The 20458-nt window shown below is 58.4% G+C and carries 19 protein-coding genes; 6 read left to right on the top strand and 13 right to left on the bottom strand.

Annotated features, from left to right (window positions below; genetic code table 11):
* The first annotated feature begins 78 nt into the window (after nucleotides 1-78).
* Both ACR3EH_RS12965 and ACR3EH_RS12960 read left to right on the top strand, forming a co-directional pair.
* The gene (locus ACR3EH_RS12965; RefSeq protein WP_171095922.1) at nucleotides 79-828 is read left to right on the top strand and encodes a 4Fe-4S dicluster domain-containing protein; all 750 of its coding nucleotides are present in this window, start codon (nucleotides 79-81) and stop codon (nucleotides 826-828) included.
* On the top strand, nucleotides 828-1715 hold the full coding sequence (locus ACR3EH_RS12960) for a dimethyl sulfoxide reductase anchor subunit family protein (RefSeq protein WP_171188693.1): 888 nt from the start codon (nucleotides 828-830) through the stop codon (nucleotides 1713-1715). The genes ACR3EH_RS12965 and ACR3EH_RS12960 overlap by 1 nt, the downstream gene beginning before the upstream one ends.
* Nucleotides 1716-1849: 134 nt before the next feature.
* Here the strand turns inward: ACR3EH_RS12960 and dapA are convergent, their stop codons facing one another.
* Entirely contained in the window at nucleotides 1850-2722 is an 873-nt protein-coding gene (gene dapA / locus ACR3EH_RS12955) for a 4-hydroxy-tetrahydrodipicolinate synthase (RefSeq protein WP_171095918.1), read from the bottom strand.
* A 134-nt stretch (nucleotides 2723-2856) separates the two neighbouring features.
* On the opposite strand from dapA, the gene ACR3EH_RS12950 reads away from it, so the two are divergent.
* Nucleotides 2857-4830, top strand: coding sequence for a lytic transglycosylase domain-containing protein (locus tag ACR3EH_RS12950; protein ID WP_171188690.1), 1974 nt, complete (start codon nucleotides 2857-2859; stop codon nucleotides 4828-4830).
* Here the strand turns inward: ACR3EH_RS12950 and ACR3EH_RS12945 are convergent.
* Both ACR3EH_RS12945 and mnmC2 read right to left on the bottom strand, forming a co-directional pair.
* Nucleotides 4804-5673 carry a DMT family transporter gene (locus ACR3EH_RS12945; RefSeq protein ID WP_171095913.1) on the bottom strand — a complete coding sequence of 290 codons (870 nt, stop codon included), beginning with the start codon at nucleotides 5671-5673 and terminating at the stop codon, nucleotides 4804-4806. The two genes, ACR3EH_RS12950 and ACR3EH_RS12945, sit on opposite strands and share 27 nt — an antisense overlap.
* Nucleotides 5670-6335 carry a tRNA (5-methylaminomethyl-2-thiouridine)(34)-methyltransferase MnmC2 gene (gene mnmC2, locus ACR3EH_RS12940; protein WP_171188688.1) on the bottom strand — a complete coding sequence of 222 codons (666 nt, stop codon included), beginning with the start codon at nucleotides 6333-6335 and terminating at the stop codon, nucleotides 5670-5672. Before mnmC2 ends, ACR3EH_RS12945 begins: the two co-directional genes overlap by 4 nt.
* 55 nt (nucleotides 6336-6390) lie before the next feature.
* Between mnmC2 and ACR3EH_RS12935 the strand changes: the two genes are divergently transcribed.
* Nucleotides 6391-7425 carry an NAD(P)/FAD-dependent oxidoreductase gene (locus ACR3EH_RS12935; protein ID WP_171648390.1) on the top strand — a complete coding sequence of 345 codons (1035 nt, stop codon included), beginning with the start codon at nucleotides 6391-6393 and terminating at the stop codon, nucleotides 7423-7425.
* Nucleotides 7426-7517: 92 nt separating this feature from the next.
* On the opposite strand, the gene ACR3EH_RS12930 is transcribed toward ACR3EH_RS12935, so the two are convergent.
* From ACR3EH_RS12930 to ACR3EH_RS12920, 3 genes are all read right to left on the bottom strand, one after another.
* On the bottom strand, nucleotides 7518-8060 hold the full coding sequence (locus tag ACR3EH_RS12930) for an NADPH-dependent FMN reductase (RefSeq protein ID WP_171188685.1): 543 nt from the start codon (nucleotides 8058-8060) through the stop codon (nucleotides 7518-7520).
* Nucleotides 8061-8192: 132 nt separating this feature from the next.
* Entirely contained in the window at nucleotides 8193-8864 is a 672-nt protein-coding gene (locus tag ACR3EH_RS12925) for a YiaD family glycine zipper/OmpA-like lipoprotein (protein ID WP_171188683.1), read from the bottom strand.
* A gap of 134 nt (nucleotides 8865-8998) precedes the next feature.
* Nucleotides 8999-9646 (bottom strand): RluA family pseudouridine synthase, encoded by a 648-nt coding sequence (locus tag ACR3EH_RS12920; RefSeq protein ID WP_171188681.1) that lies wholly within the window; start codon nucleotides 9644-9646, stop codon nucleotides 8999-9001.
* A 92-nt stretch (nucleotides 9647-9738) separates the two neighbouring features.
* Between ACR3EH_RS12920 and ACR3EH_RS12915 the strand changes: the two genes are divergently transcribed.
* Nucleotides 9739-10149 carry a nuclear transport factor 2 family protein gene (locus ACR3EH_RS12915; protein WP_171188680.1) on the top strand — a complete coding sequence of 137 codons (411 nt, stop codon included), beginning with the start codon at nucleotides 9739-9741 and terminating at the stop codon, nucleotides 10147-10149.
* 2 nt (nucleotides 10150-10151) lie between these two features.
* Nucleotides 10152-10862, top strand: a complete 711-nt coding sequence (locus ACR3EH_RS12910) for an SGNH/GDSL hydrolase family protein (RefSeq protein ID WP_171188678.1) — start codon at nucleotides 10152-10154, stop codon at nucleotides 10860-10862.
* Here ACR3EH_RS12910 and rarD read toward each other — a convergent pair.
* The 7 genes from rarD to ACR3EH_RS12875 all read right to left on the bottom strand — a co-directional run bounded on the left by rarD (nucleotide 10853) and on the right by ACR3EH_RS12875 (nucleotide 20454).
* Nucleotides 10853-11758, bottom strand: a complete 906-nt coding sequence (gene rarD, locus ACR3EH_RS12905; RefSeq protein WP_171188676.1) for an EamA family transporter RarD — start codon at nucleotides 11756-11758, stop codon at nucleotides 10853-10855. The genes ACR3EH_RS12910 and rarD overlap by 10 nt on opposite strands.
* A gap of 264 nt (nucleotides 11759-12022) precedes the next feature.
* Nucleotides 12023-14476 carry a GcvT family protein gene (locus ACR3EH_RS12900; protein ID WP_171188674.1) on the bottom strand — a complete coding sequence of 818 codons (2454 nt, stop codon included), beginning with the start codon at nucleotides 14474-14476 and terminating at the stop codon, nucleotides 12023-12025.
* A gap of 90 nt (nucleotides 14477-14566) precedes the next feature.
* Complete coding sequence (locus ACR3EH_RS12895; protein ID WP_171676438.1) at nucleotides 14567-15544, bottom strand: GlxA family transcriptional regulator; 978 nt, start codon at nucleotides 15542-15544, stop codon at nucleotides 14567-14569.
* Between the two features lie 8 nt (nucleotides 15545-15552).
* Nucleotides 15553-16446: a homocysteine S-methyltransferase family protein gene (locus ACR3EH_RS12890; RefSeq protein ID WP_171188670.1), complete on the bottom strand. Its 894-nt coding sequence runs from the start codon at nucleotides 16444-16446 to the stop codon at nucleotides 15553-15555.
* 11 nt (nucleotides 16447-16457) lie between these two features.
* Complete coding sequence (locus ACR3EH_RS12885) at nucleotides 16458-17510, bottom strand: alcohol dehydrogenase family protein (protein ID WP_171188669.1); 1053 nt, start codon at nucleotides 17508-17510, stop codon at nucleotides 16458-16460.
* A gap of 1 nt (nucleotide 17511) precedes the next feature.
* Entirely contained in the window at nucleotides 17512-17988 is a 477-nt protein-coding gene (locus ACR3EH_RS12880; protein ID WP_171188668.1) for a cupin domain-containing protein, read from the bottom strand.
* Between the two features lie 18 nt (nucleotides 17989-18006).
* Nucleotides 18007-20454 (bottom strand): GcvT family protein, encoded by a 2448-nt coding sequence (locus ACR3EH_RS12875; protein ID WP_171676440.1) that lies wholly within the window; start codon nucleotides 20452-20454, stop codon nucleotides 18007-18009.
* Nucleotides 20455-20458: the final 4 nt, after the last annotated feature.

Raw genomic sequence — 20458 nt, 5'->3', positions numbered from 1 at the left:
TCTCGGGGGTGAATTGAGCCAAAGGCTCAAGAGGGGGCTGGCCCCCTCCCCCGCCCATAACTGCCGAGGTTCCTTGACATGACCCAGCTCCCCCAATCCACCGAACGTAAAATGGGTCTGGTCATCGACCTGGACACCTGTGTCGGTTGCCACGCCTGCGTGATCTCTTGCAAAGGATGGAACACGGAAAACTACGGCGCGCCTCTGTCGGACCAAGACGCCTACGGTGGCAACCCGTCCGGCACCTTCTTGAACCGCGTACATTCCTATGAGGTACAGCCGGAACAGGGTCACGCTCAACTGATACACTTCCCGAAATCTTGCCTGCATTGCGAAGATGCTCCCTGTGTCACTGTCTGCCCAACCGGCGCCAGCTATAAACGCATCGAAGACGGTATCGTGTTGGTTAATGAAAGCGACTGTATTGGCTGCGGTCTTTGCGCCTGGTCCTGTCCATACGGTGCCCGGGAGCTGGATGCAGCAGAAGGCGTCATGAAAAAATGTACTCTCTGTGTCGACCGTATCTACAACGAAAACCTGCCCGAGGTAGATCGTGTGCCCTCATGCGTGCGCACCTGCCCGGCCGGCGCGCGGCACTTTGGCGATTTGGGCGACCCTGACAGCGATGTCAGCAAACTCGTCGCAGATCGGGGCGGTATGGACCTGATGCCTGAAATGGGCACCAAACCCGTCAATAAATACCTGCCGCCACGCCCCAAGGACACGGTTGAGGACCAGATCGACATTTTGGCCCCCCTGCTGGCACCGGTCGCTGAAGAACCCAAGGGGTTCCTCGGCTGGCTCGACAAGACGTTGGAGAAACTCTGATGCATCCCGCACCGTCCGTTATTATCTTCACCACTTTGTCCGGGTTGGGATTCGGCTTGCTGTTTTTCCTCGGGCTTGGCCAGCCTGCGGTGACAGGCTTTGTGGCATTCGTATTTTACGTCATCGCATATGCGCTGGCAGTGGGTGGTTTGCTGGCCTCAACCTTCCATTTGGGCCACCCCGAACGCGCCTGGAAGGCGTTCAGCCAATGGAAATCGAGCTGGCTCAGCCGAGAAGGGGTCTGTGCCGTGGCGGCCCTGGTGGTCATGGGGCTTTATGCATTCGGCGCAGTTTTTCTGGGCAGCCATTGGACAGTTCTGGGTTGGCTCGGCGCGTTTTTCAGTCTTGCGACCGTGTTTACCACCTCGATGATCTACACCCAGCTCAAGACCATCCCGCGCTGGAACATGGAACTGACGCCAATCCTGTTCCTGTCCTTCAGCTTGGCCGGAGGTGCCCTGTTGTCCGGGGCTGAAACTCTGGCCCCCTGGTTGCTTGCCATTGCCGGGGCAGTACAGCTTGCTTACTGGGCCAAGGGCGACGGCGCATTCGCGCGATCCGGCACTTCGCTGAGCACCGCCACTGGGCTGGGCGCCCGCGGTGATGTGCGCGCCTTCGAGCCGCCGCATACGGGCACCAACTATCTGTTGCGCGAATTCGTCCACGTGGTTGGGCGCAAACACGTGCAGAAACTGCGGATCATTTCCTTTGTTCTGGCGTTTGTGTTGCCTTTGCTGCTGATCCTGATCCCGGTCTCGGGCGTCGTGATCAAGCACCTCTTTGCCTTGCTGGCGGTGGCGTCGCATCTGGCGGGCGTAGCAACGTCGCGCTGGTTGTTCTTTGCGCAGGCAGAGCATGTTGTTGGGCTTTACTACGGGAAACGGTGAGAAGGGGGCTCTGCCCCCGCTGCGCGTACCGCGCATCTCCCCGAGGTATTTTAGCCAGATGAAGATTGGATCCGGCAAATGAAAAGGGCGGCGCTCGGGATTTGAGGCCGCCCTTTTGTCATTTCGGGTCCGACTTAGATCAGACCGGCATGCGCCATTGCGGCCTCGATTGCAGCCTTGGTGCCGTCCTCAAGCTCGGTGAGAGGTGAGCGCACTTCGGTGCTGCAAAGGCCCAGTTTGCTGAGCGCGTATTTGGCACCGACAAGACCCGGTTCGATAAAGATGGCCTCGTGCAGAGGCATCAGCTTATCCTGATAGTCCAGCGCTTTTGCATAGTCTCCGGCCAGTGTGGCCTGTTGGAATTCGGCGCACAATTTGGGTGCCACGTTTGCCGTGACCGAGATGCAGCCAACGCCGCCATGGGCGTTGAATCCAAGCGCAGTCGCGTCTTCACCAGACAGTTGGCAGAAATCCGCGCCGCAGGTCGCGCGCTGTTGGCTGACACGGGCCAGATCGCCCGTTGCGTCCTTAACCCCAACGATGCGTGGCAGCTTGGAAAGCTCACCCATAGTGGCCGGTGTCATGTCAACAACGGACCGTCCGGGGATATTGTAAATGATGATCGGAATATCCGCAGCTTCGTGAAGAGCCTGGAAATGCGCGATCAGGCCGCGTTGGGTTGGCTTGTTGTAGTACGGGGTGACAACCAGCGCTGCATCCGCGCCGACCTTTTTGGCGAATTGCACAAAACGAACGGCTTCGACCGTATTGTTCGATCCGGCACCGGCGATGACCGGAACGCGACCCGCCGCTGTTTTCACGACCTCTTCGATAACCGTTTCATGCTCATCGTGGCTGAGCGTGGGACTTTCGCCCGTGGTTCCAACCGGCACCAGCCCGGTCGAGCCTTCGGCAATCTGCCACTCCACAAGGTGTTTGAGCGTCTTCAGGTCCAACTCGCCGTTGGTGAACGGGGTGACGAGGGCTGGCATTGAGCCTTTGAACATGACACGCTCCTTTAAGGTGCATTTTGCGGTTTTTACGCCTCGGTCCCTCACGTTTCCAGCTTTGTGAGTTGATCCCGGCGACGCACGGTTTATCCTCACAGGCTCTATCCTCGGTTGGTTGGGAAATGCAAGGTATGACACGCATTCTGGCACTTTTGATTGCTGTGATTGTGTATTCAGTGACGGCACCGCAGCTTGCGCGGGCGGATGCCGCTGGTGATTTGCGCGCCGGGCTTTATGAAATGCGAAAGGGCGACTGGAATGCCGCGTTGAGGGTTTCAGGCCAACGCGGCTCTGTTTCCCGAGACGTCATCGTCTGGCACTGGCTGCGCGAGGGATTCGGCAGCTCGGGCGATGTGCTGGTGTTTCTCGAACGCCGTCCGGACTGGCCCGGAATGGCATGGTTGCGCCGCAAGAGCGAGCCCGTCTTTACCGGCGCTGACCCGGATAGGGTTTTGAAATTCTACACTGACATGCCTCCTCAGACGGCTGAGGGCGCGCTGAACTATGCAATCGCCTTAAAAGCAAAAGGACGCGTGGGGGACGCCGAAGCGGATATTGTCACGGCGTGGCGGACCATGCCGATGGGTTCGGGGTTACAAAAGACGTATCTGGAAAACTTTGCGAAGCTGTTGAAACCACATCACGCGGCGCGGCTGGACCGGATGTTGTGGGATGGTCATCTGGTCAGCGCGGGCCAAATGCTGCCGCTGGTCAGTGCTGACCAACGCAAGCTGGCCGAGGCGCGAATCGCATTGCAAAAGCGTCAGCCGGGTGTGGACGGCAAGGTGGCAGCAGTCCCGAAATCTCTGATGGATGCGCCCGGGCTTGCCTTTGACCGTTTTGTCTGGCGGGACAAGAAGGAATTGGACGACAGCGCCATAGACCTGATGCTGGCGCGTTCAACAGGGCCGGATGCGTTGGGCGAGCCTGACAAATGGGCCGAAGGGCGCCGCCGCCTGGCACGGCTTGAGATGCGGTCTGGACGATCTGCACGCGCATATGACGTGGCCGCCAATCACCACATGACCCCTGAAATGGGCTATGGCTATGCCGATCTGGAGTGGCTGGCGGGGTTTCTGGCCCTGCGCAAGCTGAATGACCCTGCAACCGCCGTAAGGCATTTCCAGAATTTTTCCGACGCGGTTAAATCACCAATTTCGAAAGGGCGTGGTGGTTACTGGCTTGGACGCGCGTATGCAGCGCAGGGTGATGCGGACAAAGCATATGACGCTTATGCGATGGGGGCGGATTACCAGACTTCGTTCTATGGCTTGCTTGCTGCGGAACGGATCGGCAGGCCGTTTGATGCAGAGCTGGCCAATCCACGCCGCGCACCGCATTGGCGGCAGGCAGAGTTCGCTGAGTCCAGTGTTTTGGAAGCAGGCTTGCTGCTGTTGAAGGCCGGAGAGGGCAACCTCTCCGAGAGGTTCCTGACACATCTGGTCGAAAGCCTTGATCCGGTGCAGGCCAATCAACTTGGTGACCTGGTCATCGAGCTGAAACAGCCACACCTGGCGGTGATGATCGCCAAGCGGGCGGCAACCACGGGCACGGTGTTGCCCGCAGCCTACTACCCGGTGCATCCGGTCGCAGACATGCGCCTACCGATGGCCAAGGAAATGACGCTGGCGATTGCGCGGCGCGAAAGCGAGTTTGATCCTGTCGTTATTAGTGGCGCGGGCGCGCGCGGTCTGATGCAGGTGATGCCTGCGACGGCCAAGCTGGTCGCGGGTGAGTTAGGCATTCTCAGTGGCCACCAGACGGGACGGCTTACCACGGATTGGCAGTACAACGCCAAGCTGGGGGCCAACTATCTTTCGGGTCTGGCAGCTGATTTCAACGGCAACGTGGTGATGATGGCCGCCGGGTATAACGCGGGACCCAGGCGCCCAATCTCGTGGATGGAGCGTTTTGGAGACCCGCGCACCGGCGAAGTTGATATCGTTGACTGGATCGAGACGATACCTTTCAGCGAAACCCGCAACTACGTGATGCGCGTGACCGAAAGCCTGCCTGTCTACCGCGCGCGACTGGGACAGCCCGCGCTTCCGATCCCGTTCTCACAAGAACTGATCGGATCATCTCTGGCGGCGTTCGCGCCATAAGGTGAACAGCCCTGCGGCCACAACAATCGCTGCGCCTGCCACAACTTCAGGGCGCAGCGTTTCGCCAAAGACTGAAATACCCAGCATCGCGCTCCAGACCAGATGGAAATAGGCGAAGGGTTGCACCGCGCTCGCCTCGGCCATCTCATAGCACTTGATCAGCAACCAGTGACCAGACGCGCCGCTGACGCACAGTAGCGCCATCCAGCCCCAGTCAGCAGGCACCATCGGCTCCCAGAACCAAATTCCGACCAGAGTCATTGCGACGGAGCCGGCGACACCTGTCCAGAAAAAACTGGTGGCTGTGCTGTCCTGCCGGGCGGCATAGCGGGTCAGCAGGGCGTAGACTGCAAACATCAGGGCCGAGATGAGGGGAATGATCGCCCAAGGGTTAAATACGCCCGCACCTGGTTGCAAAATGATCAGAACGCCAATGCACCCCACCCCGATCGCGCTCCACCGGCGCCACCCGACCTGCTCGCCCAATACCGGCCCGCTTAGCGCGGCAACAAGCAATGGATAGCAGATGAAGACAGCCATGCTGTCGATCAAACCGAGTATGGTGAACCCAAAGACGGCGACACAGATCTCGGCCGCCAGCAACACACCACGGGTTATTTGCAGACCCAACTGATTTGTCTGCGTGGCTGCCCTCAACCCACCGGGTGATCGTGCCGCCAGTGCAATGACAAACGCCGCGAAGAACCAATAGCGGACCATCACGACCATGTAGGTGTTGTAGGTCCCGGCCAGATGCCGCGAGATACCGTCCTGCAAGGCAAACACAATCGTGGCACCCACCATCAGGGCGATGCCTGCACCGATATTGTTCTTCTGCGTCATGCTTTGATTGCCCGTGTCATATGTCGCTTGCGGCCATAGCCGGACGTGCGCATCACGTTGAAACCAGCATCCTCCAACCCCCGACGTACAAAACCAGCGGCGGTATAGGTGGCGGCTGTCCCCTCTGCCGCGGTGTGGATTGCAACCTCTTGCATCAGGTCCGCCCCCCACAGTTCCGGGTTCTTGGCGGGCGAAAACCCGTCAAGAAACCAGGCATCCGCCTTTCCGGCCCATTTTGGCAAAGTCTCACGCGCATCACCAATGATCACCTCGAACTGAAGAGTTTCGAGCATGCATTCGCGACCCGTCCAGTGTGCGAGAAACCGGCTGCTCCACGGTTTCAACTCGGGAAACGCCTTCAGCGCATGATGCATATCTTCCGTGGCCATTGGGAAAGCTTCGAAACTGGTAAACCGCAAAGGTCCGGTTTGGCCGGATTTCTCCCACTCAGACCATACCGTCAGCAGGTTCAACCCAGTTCCAAAACCAAGTTCGGCGATGTGAAAACCAGGTGTGAATCGCGCAGGTAGATCGTTGCCAGCCAGGAACACGTGGCGCGTCTCTTCTAGCCCGTTCTGCAAAGAATAATAGGGATCGTCGAAACGATCCGAGACCGGTATCTGATCCTCCGTCCACGTCAATTTGGCACGCTGGTCTGCCATCTCGGAATCCTGTAGCTAAGCGGCGCGACACTGAACAAGGAAAAGGGAATTGGCAATGGTCGATGTGACGGTGCGCGGCGCAGGGATTTTCGGCCTGTCCATCGCGTGGGTCTGTGCCCGACGCGGCGCAAAGGTGCAGGTTGTCGATCCGTTCGGGCCCGGTGCCGGGTCCAGCGGCGGTCTGGTCGGTGCATTGGCCCCGCATGTGCCGGAAAACTGGAACGCCAAGAAAGCCTTTCAGTTCGACAGTCTGATCATGGCTGAACCTTTTTGGCGGCAAATCGAAGAAACCGGCGGCGTTTCCCCCGGTTATGGTCGGTTGGGTCGCCTTCAGCCCATCCCGGATGCCCGCAGCCTTGACCTGGCGCGGCAGCGCGAAGGTACGGCAGATAAACTTTGGCAAGGTCAAGCCGAATGGCGCGTGATCACCACCGCACAGGCTGGTACATGGTGTCCGCCCAGCCCCACCGGATTTGTCATCCGGGATACTCTGACCGCGCGGATGCACCCTCGACGAGCCTGCGCTGCGCTTGTGGCCGCCCTTGAGGTTATGGGCGTTCACGTTGTCAATAACGCTGAAAACCAAGGACAGGTTGTGCACGCAACTGGCCTTGCCGGGTTACAAGAGCTCAACGATGCCTATGGCAAGACCGTCGGAAACGGCGTCAAAGGGCAAGCTGCCCTGTTGCGCTTTGACGCCGGAGAGGTCCCTCAGCTCTTTGCCGATGTGATACATATCGTACCCCACGCGGACGGAACACTTGCCATCGGGTCAACGTCGGAACGGGAATATGACGATCCGACCAGCACAGACAGCGCTCTGGACGATGTGATCGATCGCGCAACGCGCGCCCTGCCGCTGCTGCACGGGGCCGAGGTAATAGAGCGCTGGGCCGGTGTCCGCCCCCGCAGCAAAAGCCGCGCACCAATGTTAGGTGCGCATCCACTGCACAAGGGTCAGTTTATCGCCAATGGAGGTTTCAAAATCGGTTTTGGCATGGCCCCCAAGATCGCCGAGGTCATGGCTGATCTGATGTTGGAAGGCCGGGATGAAATTCCCGAAGATTTCCGGCCCGACGCCTCATTGTAATCGATGCGCTCTACGAGATGGGCGCATAGACCCAACACCATCCTTTGAGGCTCGTCAGCCCGAACGTGCCATGCCTAATACGCGGGCCAGTTTCAAAAACCGGCCTCGGCCCGCAGTTTCTGCATCAGTTTATGCAGTGACTTTTCATACCGGTCAGAGGTCAGTTTTCCGTGTTCGTCGAACGCGTTCGAACTGTCTGCCAGATGGATTTCAGGCCCCTGCAGAATGCGCGGCTGGAAGGGCACCATAAACGACCGCAGGATCATCTGCGCGCGCTCACCGCCAGCGCGACCTGCCGCCGCCGACATAACGGCAACCGGTTTGTCGGCCCACGGATTGCCCTGTGTGCGGCTGACCCAATCCAGCGCGTTCTTCAAAACGCCCGATGGACCTTTGTTGTATTCCGGCGTCGAGATGATAACCGCATCTGACTGTGCGATTTGGTCCGCCAAAGACTGCACCGCTGCCGGAACGCCCTCACCCTCTTCCAGATCTCCGTCATAAAGGGGCAGGTTCAGGTCTGCTTCGACAAAGTTGGCCGAAGCAAACAACCGGGCCGCTTCCCGCAAAAGCTTGCGGTTGGTTGCATCCTGACGCAGGGATCCAGACAAGCCGAGGAGTGTGGGTTGAGACATCTAGGGGGACTCCGTTTCAGTGATTTTCTGAAAACTAGCCCGAGTTTGATCTGTTCCAAACCCCATTTGACGCACAGTCAATGCGCAAACGGGGCCGCCAATGGCGACCCCGTGCATAATGCTTAATCCGCGTTACGCGTTTCCACTGGGCACAACAACGATTTCAACCCGTCGGTTCTGAGCCTTGCCTTCCGGTGTCAGGTTCGAGGCGACGGGATTGTTTTCGCCCTGACCAATTGTCGTGATGCGATTAAAGCTGACACCATTGGCCTGCAGGATATCCGCAACTGCGTTTGCGCGACGCTCAGACAGCCCTTGATTGTAACCCGCGTCACCGTCGCTGTCCGTGTGACCAATGATCTGCACGTTCGAGTTGGGGTAATTGACCAGATTCTGGCCCACTTTCACCAGATCGGACCGCAATCCCGGGCGCACGGTCGAGCTGTCAGTGTCAAAGGTAATATCATTTGGGACCGTCACGATCAGACGATCACCCGCATTGACGATGGTGATTCCGTCATTTGCCAATTGCTGACGCAGCTCAGCCGCCTGTTTGTCCAACTGGTTGCCGATCAGGCCACCACCGGCTGCGCCAATTGCGGCCCCTGCCAACGCGCCCAGACCCGGGTTCGAGTTATTGGCGATCGCGCCAATGCCCGCCCCGACAAGACCCCCCAAAACGGCACCCTGTTTGGCGTTCTGGTTCGGATCGCTTTGCGCCGACAATGTGCCGGGATCTGTACAGGCCGAAAGAACAAGGACTGAACTCAGCCCCGTGGCCAGAATAAACTTGGAAATCGTCATGACATCACCTTCTGCTCCAACACCCGTTTGTCAGGTGCGTTTGGTTTTCCTCAGTATATCACGGCCAGGGTGTTGGGTCTCAAGCAACAATCCAGTGAGATCGGCAATTAGCCGCCAACTGGGATGCGAATTCGTCAAAAATCGGCCCCGGCACGAAATTTCATCGAAACCCCGCCTTCTGGGTGTTTCAGGCGCAGTTCTTCCGAATGCAGCATCAGCCTTGGAAAATCCGCCGCCGGACCTGTTGCATAAAACGGGTCGCCCAGAATTGGATGACCCAACGCCTGCATATGAACCCGCAACTGATGAGACCGTCCGGTTTTGGGAAACAGGCGCACTCGCGTTGTGTCGCCCTCATGTTTTACAACGCGCCAATCGGTGAGCGCGGGCTTTCCGGTGTCTTTGCAGACCATTTGTCGGGGCCGGTTGGGCCAGTCCACAATCAAAGGCAGGTCCACTGTGCCGGTCTTTGGCTCCAAGCGCCCCCAGACACGAGCGACGTAGGTTTTGCGCGTCTGACGCTGTTCGAACTGCACACTCAGATTGCGCTGTGCATGGGGCGTTTGGGCAAAAACCATGACACCGGATGTATCCCGGTCCAGCCGATGCACCAGCAATGCCTGAGGAAACGCAGCCTGCACCCGCGTCAGAAGACAATCCGCCAGATGTTCACCACGCCCTGGCACCGAAAGCAGGCCAGACGGTTTGTTCACCACGATCAACTGCGCGTCTTCGTGCAATACATCCAGCGGGGTTTGAGGGGGGTCATAGGTCTCACTCATGCGGGCCTGCCTATCGCAGCCCGCCCCCTCCCGCAACGTCGTCCTTGCCTGTTGGGCAATGTTCAGAGACCTTCGACACAGGAGGAAACGACATGCACCCGACCATCGAACGAATGCAAGAGGTTGTCGCCAACGGCGATGAAGCCCTGATCCACGCGCTTCTGGCCGAGGATGTCCGGTTCCTGCCGCCAACCTACTACAGCACCTGGACCGGGCGCGCGCCGGTGGCCGCCGTTCTGGGACATGTTGGTCAGGTGTTTTCAGACTTCCGCTATCGCCGCATCATGGGCGAGGGAAAAGACTGGGCGTTGGAATTCCAGTGCAAGGTCGGGGATCTTGACGGGATCGGGGTGGATCTGATCACGCTAAACGACGACGGTTTGATTCAAACCTTCGAGGTCGCGATGCGCCCCTATAAGACAGTGGGTGCACTACGAGAGGCGATGATGGCGCGCGTGATGACCGATGCACGGTTTCTCAAGTTCAAAGACGCCCTGAGCTGACCATGCGCGGTTTGATTGCAGCCGATCAGGTCCTGCGCATTCCCCTGCTGCCGGTTCTGGCAGCGCAGGGGCTTTCAGTCCGGCGCAACGCTCAGATGTTGCCAGAGCCGACGGGCCCGCGGAATGGCCGATCAGGTCGCGGACCACGCCTGCGCCTGCTCATCTGTGGCGACAGCTCGGCGGCTGGTGTTGGGGCCGGAACCCAAGCGCAGGCTCTGTCAGGGCAGCTGGTTGACCGGCTGGCCAAACATTATTCGGTCGAGTGGCAATTGGAAGCAACCACGGGGCACACAACACTGGACACACTCTACCGCCTGAAAAGCCTGCAGGGGGAGTTCGACGCAGTTGTCACGGCCTTAGGCGTCAATGATGTGACCCGTGCCGTTACATCCCGACAATTTGCATACCGCCAAACGCAGCTTATCACTGCTCTGTCCAACGATCTGGGAGCACGACGCATTGTCGTAACCGGCGTTCCACAGATGAACAGGTTCCCAGCCTTGTCCCATCCTTTGGCCTGGGTCCTCGGCCGTCAGGCGGCCCGGCTGGATCAGGCGCTGCAGCAGGTTGTGTCGGCCTACCCCCATGTCCGGCATCTGAAACTCGATCTGCCGGATGACCCGGCGCTTGCTGCCCCGGACGGCTATCATCCCAGTCCACACGCCTACGCCCTTTGGGCAGATGCCGCGGCACAGCTGTTGCGTCAGGCCTGAGCCCGCGTTTGCCGGATCATCGGGATCGAATAAACAATCAACGCCGCCCAGATCAGCGGGAAAGCGATCATCCGACCGGTGTCGATCTTTTCGCCAAACACAGTGATTGCTGTCACGAAAATCATGGTTGGTGCGATGTATTGCAGGATACCCATCGTTGACAACCGAACCAACTTGGCCCCGTTTGCATAAACCAGCAGAGGCACAGCCGTCACGACTCCGGCGCAGGACAACAGCAAAGTATCTGACAGTCCCACGCCAAAGTGCCCCGTACCCTGCACGCCCAAAAATGTGACGTAGACCAAAGCCGGGATCAAAAGGATCAGCACCTCAAGCAGGAACCCTTGATTTGGTCCGATTGGCAGGGATCGTTTGAAAAACGCATAGAACCCCCAACTGACCATCAGGCCAAGCGCAGCCCATGGCAAACGGCCGGCCTCAAACACCAGAACCAAAACACCTAATGAGGCCAGACCCACGGCAATCAGCTGCATGCGTGTCAGTGGCTCACGCAGCAAAATCGCGCCAAGTGCAATGCTGAACAGCGGGTTGATGTAATATCCAAGCGCGGCATCCAAAGCATGACCGGTTGAGATCGCCCAAACATAAATCGCCCAGTTCACAGTAATCAAAGCAGCTGTCAAAGCCGCCATTCCCAGCATCTTCGGATTTCCGAGCGCTGCCTTGAGGTCGCGAGTGCGCCCCAAAATGACCAACAACAACCCGGCCACCGGAACAGACCAGATGATGCGATGGGCCACGACTTCGACTGGGCCAATATGGTCCAGCGCTTTCAGGTAGAGCGGCAAAAATCCCCAAAGGACATATGCGGTTACCGCCAGCGCCAGACCCTTAGGTGTGTCGGAATTCTGAGAGGGAATGGGCGTGTCGGCCACAGCAAATCTCCGGTTGATACCGGACACATTTACGGCAGTTCACATCAGCTTGAAAACTCTGAAAACGTTGAAGTAACACATAACGAATAGTGATGGGTCGATCTCGGATGCCGCGTTGAAACTCATGTTGGCGCAGCGAGGCGCTGCCTCGCGCTCCGAGGTATTTTAGCCAGATGAACAAGGGATCCCTCATTCATCTGGCCCTAAATACCTCGGGGGAGTCGCCCGGAACGGGCGGCGGGGGCAGAGCCCCCCTCTCGCATGTCAGACTTTCACACGCTCTGATTTCGGGTCGTACATCGGCTTGAGCGAAGCTTCCGCTTTAACCTTCACCCCACAGACATCGATCTCGTAAGAAGATGCCAGAACGTCCGCAGCCTTTTCGCCTTCGCACGGGACATAGCCCAGACCAATGGCACCGCCCAACGTGTGGCCATAGTTGCCTGAACTCAGGTAACCCACATATTCGCCATCGCGGACAATCGGCTCGTTGTGGAACAGCAACGGCTCAGCGTCAGTCAACTTGAACTGCACCAGCCGGTTTTTAGGGCCGCTTTCCTTGCGCGCAATCACCGCTTCCCGTCCTATGAAGTCGCTGCCTTTGTCGACCTTGACGGCAAAGCCCAAGCCCGCATCAACCACGTGATCCTCGCAGGTGATGTCATGGCCAAAATGGCGAAAGCCTTTTTCGATCCTGCAGCTGTCCATCATGTGCATACCGCACAGCTTCAGCCCCATATCCTGCCCGGCCTCAAGGAAGGTTTCGAATACATGGCCTGCCATGTCCGCAGAGACATAGATCTCCCATCCAAGCTCGCCCACATAGGTGACGCGATGAGCACGCGCCAGGCCCATACCGATCTCGATCTCCTGCGCAGTGCCGAAGGGGTTGGCCGCGTTGGTGAAATCGTTGGGCGATACTTTCTCGAGCAAAGCGCGCGAGTTGGGCCCCATGACAGCCAGAACACCTTCACCCGCCGTGACATCCGTGATCACCACATTGAAATTGCCCGCGTTGCGCATCATCCATGTTTGATCTGCCAGACGGGTCGCAGCGGGGGTCACAACCAGATAAGCGGTTTCGGTCTGGCGCGTAACGGTGACGTCCGCCTCAATCCCGCCTGTGCGGTTCAGAAACTGCGTGTAGACGATCTTGCCAGTAGGTACCGAGTAGTCGCCGCCGCCGATATAATTCATGAACTTCTCGGCATCGGGACCTTCGACTCGGATCTTGCCGAAAGACGACATGTCATACATGCCGACATTCTCGCGCACCGCGCGGTGTTCAGCAGCCGAGTTTTCGATCCAGTTCTGGCGCTTCCAGCTGTACTGGTATTCCCGTTCCTGTCCTTCATTCGCGAACCAGTTGGCGCGTTCCCAGCCGGCCAGCTCGCCCATGACGGCCCCCTGTTCCAGAAGGTGGTGGTGGAACGGCGTCCGGCGCACGCCGCGCGCAGTGGCTTTTTGGCGATAGGGGAAGTGGTCTGCATAGAGCAGCCCCAGCGTCTCTTTCGAGCGTTCGAAGAGGTACTTTTTGTTACCCTGAAACGGCTGCATCCGGCTGACGTCTACGTCGCCAAGGTCAAAGGGTTTCTCGCCTGTGTCCATCCATTCAGCCAGCGCCATGCCCGCACCACCGGCGGATTGGATGCCGATCGAATTGAACCCGGCGGCGACCCATACATTATCCATCTCAGGCGCCAGACCCAGATGGTAAGCGTCGTCCGGAGTGAACGATTCCGGGCCGTTGAAGAAAGTGTGAATACCGGCTTCGGCCAGCATCGGCATCCGTTCACATGCGGCTTCGAGGATCGGCTCAAAATGATCGAAATCTTCGGGGAGTTGATCGAATTCGAACGTGTCCGGGATGCCGTCCATTGCCCAGGGTTTAGCGTTGGGTTCGAACGCACCCAGCAGGATTTTACCTGCATCTTCTTTGTAATACGCGCATTCGTCAGGCACGCGCAGCACTGGCAGTTGGGTCAGACCATCGATATTTTCGGTCACGATATAGAAATGCTCGCACGCATGAAGCGGCACGTTGGTGCCCGCCATGCGGCCAACCTCATGACCCCACATCCCGGCGCAGTTCACCACCATGTCGCATTCGATGTGGCCCGAGGCACTGCCGTCATCCGCGACCCAATCCACCCCGGTGACAGTACGGCCCTGCTTGACGATGTCTGTGACTTTAACCCGTTCCTTCACAACAGCGCCGCGCTGGCGCGCACCCTTAGCCAGCGCCAGAGCGATATTGGCGGGATCGCCCTGCCCGTCCAGCGGCAGGTAAACGGCCCCTTTGATACCGTCGAGATTGATGTGTGGGTACAGTTCTTGCACCCGCTCATTTGAAATTTCGTCGACCTCAACGCCAAAGGCGCGGGCCATGGCCGCCTGACGGTAGATCTCTTCCTTGCGCTCTTCGGTCAGGGCGACGGTGATAGAACCGCAGCGTTTGAACCCGGTGGCAACACCGGTTTCTTCTTCCAAAGAACCGTAAAGCTCCTGGCTGTACTTCGCCAGCTTGGTCATGTTTGCTGTGGCCCGCAACTGCGCGATCAGACCGGCCGCGTGCCAGGTTGTGCCACTGGTCAGCTGTTTACGTTCAAGCAGCACGACATCTTTCCAGCCCTTTTTGGTCAGGTGATAGGCGACCGAGCATCCGATGACGCCGCCGCCAATAATGACCACTCGGGCCTTGCTGGGAAGATCAACCATTGTGACGACTCCGCTAGTGTTTGGTTTGGGGTAGAATGCCACGAAGGATCGACAAGAAATGCATCAAAAGCGTCGCGATGTCAGAGAAAATCATCTTTGTGTGGTCTGACGCCTGTCCCGTCTCATGACAAATGGCGTGACCCCGAAAAAGCTTTTGTAAACAGATGAAAACCCGTTGGGAAATCCGCAAGCCATCCCAATCTCGCGTACGCTCATTGTTGTGTTCATCAGAAGGTTATTGGCCTTGGCCAAACGCATTTCGCGATAGAACCCGTTGGGAGTTGTGCCGAAGAAGGATTTGAACTTACGTTCCAGTGACCGATTTGACAGGTTCAAGTCCTCGACAATCTGGCGGATTGGCAAGGGTTCCTCAATATTCTCTTGCATCAGCTTAATGCACTGATCCAGCTTGGCGTCGCCGGTGGCTGTGGTTTTTGCCCCGGAAAACGGCTGCATGGATGAGAAATCGCGAATCTGCTCATGCAGCATGATATCGGCGACCGTCATTTTGGCTGGCCCCGAGATGTGTCGCCCGATAACCGACAGTGCAATGTCTGCCGTGGCGCTCATACCGGCACAGGTCACTACGGGTCCGATCTCGGTCGCGATCAAAAGCTTCGCCTCGAACCGGGCACCGCGTTCACGCAGGAACGAGGCATTTTCCCAATGGGTTGCCAAATCTTCCGTGCCCTGTTCTTTTATGTAACGACTGGCCGCTTCAGACAGCAAAAAGACCTGTGCGCCACGGAAAGTATAGTCCGACACAATACGGCCCAACGACAGGTCTGGCTGATCCGGGTCCGTGTTGCCGATGACGAACAAATAGTCAGCCGTAGGTTGCGATGGTACCGTTGAGGTCGAAACAAAAGCGTCACTGCTGCTGGCAATATCGCCACCGCGCAAAGACCGGTAGGTATAGGTGAAAGGCGGCGAGGCACAGACCCGGTTTGCCACCCGCAGAACATCCACAAGCGAGGCGAGTTCAAGCAACACAAACCCCGGCGCGACAAGAATGTCGAAATGCCGGATCTTTTGCTTCAAGCCTTTTTGCGCCGTCTCACCTGTCATCTTCGTGCTCAGACGATGTTGTGTCCGGCTGCCCGCAACCGGGTGGCGAGCGTTTCGATGTGCTCCGGTCCGATTTCACAGCATCCGCCGACAATCGTTGCCCCCTGATCAATCCATGCCATGACGTGATCCGCGTATGCATGGGGCCCAAGATCATGGCGTTGTTCCAGCGCATCAACTGTTGGCGCATCTTCAAGAAACCCGGCCGAGATATGCGTGAACCCATTTGCATAGGCCCCAAATGGCAAGGACATGCTGGACAGGATGTCCAACGCTGCTGGGATCGCTTCGGGGCGCGAGCAATTGATCAACAGCGCATCCGGCGCGTACGTTTTGACCAACGGCGCTATGTCCGCCAGGGGCTCACCCGACCTGAGACGGGTGCCGTCGTCATCGTTGACGGAAAGAGACAACCAAACCGGCTTGCCACATCCCGATGTTCCCCGCAGCGCGCCTTCGGCTTCAAGCACAGAGGACACCGTCTCGATGAGAAACAGATCCACCCGATCCGCCATAAGGCTTACCAGTTCCGCAAATTTTTCGCCCGCATCGATTGGGTCGGGCTTCAGGTCGGGCCTGTATGTGGCCAACAAAGGCCCCAGAGAACCCGCGACGCGCCCCTTTGTTCCAATGCACGCGGCTTGTGCTTGTGACAAGGCCGCATCAACGAGGGGTTCCAACTGATCTTCGATGTCTTCGAACCGCAATCGGGACCGGTGAACCGCATAGGTATTCGTTGTCGCTATTGTCGCGCCGCACCTGAAATACTCTTCGTGTACTTCGCGCACCAGCTCGGGGCGATCAATCATGACCCGAGTTGACCAAAGCGCTGTTGGCGTATCCCCGCTGCGTTTGACCAATTCCTGGCCGATTGAACCATCCAAGAGGGTGATATCTGTCATGTCATTGCTCCTCAGGGGATCAGCACCAGCTTGCCCGGAAAGGTCTTGGATTGAAAATCCGATTGCGCCAGTGCGATGTCCCTTAACGGATAGGTGCGCGAGATCAATGGCCGGATGCGCCCGGCATTCATCAATTCGACAAGGCGGCCAAATACTTCGGGTGTCTGATGCGTACAGCCATGAATGGTTATGTCGCGCAAGTAGATATCCCTAAGATCCGCCTGCACCATCGGGCCGGCAATTGCGCCTGATACGGCGTAATGCCCACCGGGTTTCAGCGACAGGATCAACGATGCCCACGCGGGCCCACCAACCACATCAATCACCACGTCGAACATGTCATGCGGCAACGGTTCATCACGCTCGAAGGTTCCTGCGGCACCTTGGGATTTCACGACCTCAGCCTTTGCGGACCCCGTCACGCCCCAGACAGTGGCCCCACGCAACGCAGCAAGCTGCACAGCGGCCATCCCAACACCACCAGACGCGCCAGTGATCAGGACCTTTTGGCCTGATGTGACCCCTGCGCGGGTCAGCAGGTTTTCAGCGGTCCCAAATGCGCAGGGGATGGCTGCAATTTCAACGTCGGACAAAGGGGATGCGCTGACGTCGTACAGGTCATCCGCCTCTACCAGACAGTATTGGGCAAACGCCCCGTCGATCTCGGACCCCAATGCAATAAAGCCCTGAGGCTGACCGGGACGCGGACGCGGCAGGTTGATCGGGCAGGTCACGCGTTGGCCTGGACTGAAATGGACCCTATCGCCCACTGCCTCGATGATGCCGCACAGATCCCCACCCTGAATGCGTGGGAAACGTAGGGCGCCACCCCACCCGCCGGCTTCGACGTCCTGATCCACAGCATCCGTAGCGCCGGTCACATCCGACGAATACCAGCCAACCCGCGTATTGATATCAGTGTTGTTCACACCGGCAGCGGCAACCCGAACAAGGACCTGCCCGGGACCGGGCTTTGGCACCGGAATATCTTCGCGCCACTCCAAGACTTCGGGTCCACCGTGACCCGTCAGATAGACACCAGACATGGTTTTTGGAATAGCCATCTCAGACCTCATCATCCGGATGCGGCGGGACAGGACCCATGGGAACAATGTCGTAGCGCGCATTGACCTCGGCCATCTTGGCCTCGTCCGCAAAGTCTGCCTCGGTCATCTTTGCAAGTTCAGCAAGGAACCCATCAAACCCCGAGGGCTGAAAGATCATGAGCATCTTGGCTGGCGCATCACCTGCAACGCGGCACGCGTGCGGTACTCCGGGTGGCACATGCATCGTGGTGCCCTGCCCGCATCGATGCCAGTCGCCGTCGACATAGAAGTCAACTTCACCTTCCAGAAAATAGAAGGTTTCGGCGTGCGTATCATGGCGATGAAGGCCAAGCGCAAAGCTGGCCTTCAAGTTGTCTTCCATAAGCGTGTATGCGCCGTCTGTGTCCTGACCTGACACCTTCACGAAGGTATGATCGTTTTCCCAGTCATAGTTGGGGCCCTCGCCGGGCCCCAGTTTGGCGTATCGTTTGCTCATGGCGGTCTCCGCAAGAGGTTAAGCGCGCAACCGCTCGTTCTCGGGATCCCAAAGCGGTTGATCCTGCTCTACCACAGCGCGGCACTTTTGGCCGTAGATTTCGACCTCAAGCTCGGTACCCGGGTTCGCAAGCTCAGCCTTGATCATGCCCAGAGCGATGGATTTGCCGACACGGTACCCCCATGCACCCGACGTCGTCTCACCGACGATCTCATCGCCCTGCCAGATGCAGGACATGTAAGGCGCGTCGCAATCACCAGCCTCAACAGTCAGGGTGACGAACGACTTCTTCACGCCTTGCTGCTTCTCGCTCAGGATCGCGGCCTTGCCGGGGAAGTCCTGCGGCTTGTCCAGTTTGACGAACCGCTCCAGCCCCCCTTCGAGCAGCGAGTAATCGGTCGACAAGTCGCCTTTCCACGCGCGGTAACCTTTCTCGATGCGCAGCGAGTTCAGGGCGTACATGCCGAACGGCTTGGCCCCTGCACCGAGGATCGCGTCGTAGATCGCAGGCATATCCGCGTTGAGTGCGTGTACTTCCCACCCCAACTCACCAGCAAAAGAAACGCGGATCAGGTGGGCCGGTTGGCCAGCCACGGTTGCGGCCTGATGGGTCAGCCAGCCCGAGGACAGATCGGCGTCGGTCAAACCCGACAGGATCTCACGCGATTTCGGGCCGGTGACGATCAGTGTGTCGCGGGTTGTGGTGACGTCCTCAACCGATACGCTGGCGGGCATTGCATTCACCAGAATATCCCGGTCATGCCATTGCGCGGTCGCGGCAGTGATCATGACGAATTCATCTTCGCCCAGGCGCAGACAGGACATCTCTGTCAGGATGCGGCCGCGGTCATCCGAGATGTAGACCAGATTGATACGGCCCACTTTAGGCAATCCACCAGCTACTAGGCCACGCAGTGCCTCGGCAGCGCCTTCGCCTTTGACCATGAAACGCGAGAACCCTGGCAGGTCAAGCACGCCGCAATGGTCGCGCACCGCCTCGCATTCTTCTTTGATCCGCTGCTCCCACGGGCCGGAACGGCCCCAGGTATGCGTTGCCTCAAGCGTGGTGTCATCACCCGGCTGCGCGAACCAGTTGGCGCGTTCCCAACCGTTGTAAACGCCCATCACGCCGCCCAGCGCTTTGACCTTATCATGAACCGGCGACAGCTTTTTGTCACGCGCGGCAGGCCATTCGTGGTGCGGGAAATGCATGGCGTATTCGTTGCCGTAGACTTCCATGCCTTTCTGGTTGCAATAGTCCTGATCGGTGTAATCGGTGTAGCGGCGTGGATCGACGGCCCACATATCCCATTCGGTCGCGCCGTCAACGATCCATTCCGCCAGCACCTTGCCCGCGCCACCGCCCTGCGCGATGCCAAAGGTAAAACTGTGTGCCTCAAAAGCGTTTTTCACACCGGGCATCGGACCGATCAGCGGCAGGCCATCAGGCGCGTAGGGGATCGGACCGTTGATTACACGTCCAACGCCCGAGGTTGCCATCAGCGGCACCCGCTCCATGGCGTCGGTGACGATATCCTCAATCCGGTCCAGATCGTCATTCCAAAGCTGGAAGCTGAAATCCTCGGGCATCGGATCGTCTTCGGTCATCCAGTGGCCCTTGCAGTTGGGCTCATAGGGGCCGAGGTTGAAGCCGTTCTTCTCTTGCCGCAGATAGTAGGAGACATCGACGTCGCGCAGCAGCGGCAGCTTGCCGCCATGCTCTTTCGACCACGCCTCAACCTCGGGCACCTCGTCGGTCAGCAGGTATTGATGGCTCATGACCATCGCGGGAACGGTGCGGCCGCCGAATGGCTTGAACATCTCGCCCACGCGCTGCGCATAGTAGCCGGCGGCGTTCACCACATAGTCACAGGCGATGTCGCCCTTTTCCGTATGCACGGTCCAGCTGCCATCGTCATGCTGTGTCACATCGGTGCCCGGGCAGAAACGGATGATCTTCTGGCCCAGATCGCGCGCGCCTTTGGCCAACGCCTGCGTCAGCTGCGCCGGGTCGATATCGCCATCGGTCGGATCGTACAACACGCCCTCAAGGTCATGCGTCTCAAGGAACGGATAATGCTCCTTGGCCTGTTCCGGGGTCCACATCTCCATCGGGATGCCCTGATAGCGGCCCATGGACATGGCGCGCTCGAACTCTTGCATCCGCTCTTTGCTATGCGCCAGACGAATGGAACCCGAAACGTGGTAGTTCATCGGATAGTCAACTTCTTCGGCCAAGCGCGAATACAGCTCGGTCGAGTAGCGCTGCATGTTCATGATCGCCCATGAGGTCGAGAAGGTCGGCACGTTGCCCGCCGCGTGCCAAGTCGAGCCAGCAGTCAGCTCGTTCTTTTCCAGCAGAACGCAGTCGGTCCAGCCCTTCTTGGCCAGATGATAAAGGGACGAGCAGCCCACGACGCCGCCACCGATGATGACAACACGGGCTTTGGTTGGAAAATCACTCATGTGT

The organism is Ruegeria sp. BG7, from assembly GCF_056535685.1.
This window is presented reverse-complemented; position numbering and strand designations above follow the sequence as displayed.

Bases quoted from the DNA above. Each gene is read 5' to 3' on its own strand.
- ACR3EH_RS12965 (WP_171095922.1), top strand. From the start codon at position 79: ATGACCCAGCTCCCCCAATCCACCGAACGTAAAATGGGTCTGGTCATC.
- ACR3EH_RS12960 (WP_171188693.1), top strand. From the start codon at position 828: ATGCATCCCGCACCGTCCGTTATTATCTTCACCACTTTGTCCGGGTTG.
- dapA (WP_171095918.1), bottom strand. From the start codon at position 2,722: ATGTTCAAAGGCTCAATGCCAGCCCTCGTCACCCCGTTCACCAACGGC.
- ACR3EH_RS12950 (WP_171188690.1), top strand. From the start codon at position 2,857: ATGACACGCATTCTGGCACTTTTGATTGCTGTGATTGTGTATTCAGTG.
- ACR3EH_RS12945 (WP_171095913.1), bottom strand. From the start codon at position 5,673: ATGACGCAGAAGAACAATATCGGTGCAGGCATCGCCCTGATGGTGGGT.
- mnmC2 (WP_171188688.1), bottom strand. From the start codon at position 6,335: ATGGCAGACCAGCGTGCCAAATTGACGTGGACGGAGGATCAGATACCG.
- ACR3EH_RS12935 (WP_171648390.1), top strand. From the start codon at position 6,391: ATGGTCGATGTGACGGTGCGCGGCGCAGGGATTTTCGGCCTGTCCATC.
- ACR3EH_RS12930 (WP_171188685.1), bottom strand. From the start codon at position 8,060: ATGTCTCAACCCACACTCCTCGGCTTGTCTGGATCCCTGCGTCAGGAT.
- ACR3EH_RS12925 (WP_171188683.1), bottom strand. From the start codon at position 8,864: ATGACGATTTCCAAGTTTATTCTGGCCACGGGGCTGAGTTCAGTCCTT.
- ACR3EH_RS12920 (WP_171188681.1), bottom strand. From the start codon at position 9,646: ATGAGTGAGACCTATGACCCCCCTCAAACCCCGCTGGATGTATTGCAC.
- ACR3EH_RS12915 (WP_171188680.1), top strand. From the start codon at position 9,739: ATGCACCCGACCATCGAACGAATGCAAGAGGTTGTCGCCAACGGCGAT.
- ACR3EH_RS12910 (WP_171188678.1), top strand. From the start codon at position 10,152: ATGCGCGGTTTGATTGCAGCCGATCAGGTCCTGCGCATTCCCCTGCTG.
- ACR3EH_RS12900 (WP_171188674.1), bottom strand. From the start codon at position 14,476: ATGGTTGATCTTCCCAGCAAGGCCCGAGTGGTCATTATTGGCGGCGGC.
- ACR3EH_RS12895 (WP_171676438.1), bottom strand. From the start codon at position 15,544: ATGACAGGTGAGACGGCGCAAAAAGGCTTGAAGCAAAAGATCCGGCAT.
- ACR3EH_RS12890 (WP_171188670.1), bottom strand. From the start codon at position 16,446: ATGACAGATATCACCCTCTTGGATGGTTCAATCGGCCAGGAATTGGTC.
- ACR3EH_RS12885 (WP_171188669.1), bottom strand. From the start codon at position 17,510: ATGGCTATTCCAAAAACCATGTCTGGTGTCTATCTGACGGGTCACGGT.
- ACR3EH_RS12880 (WP_171188668.1), bottom strand. From the start codon at position 17,988: ATGAGCAAACGATACGCCAAACTGGGGCCCGGCGAGGGCCCCAACTAT.
- ACR3EH_RS12875 (WP_171676440.1), bottom strand. From the start codon at position 20,454: ATGAGTGATTTTCCAACCAAAGCCCGTGTTGTCATCATCGGTGGCGGC.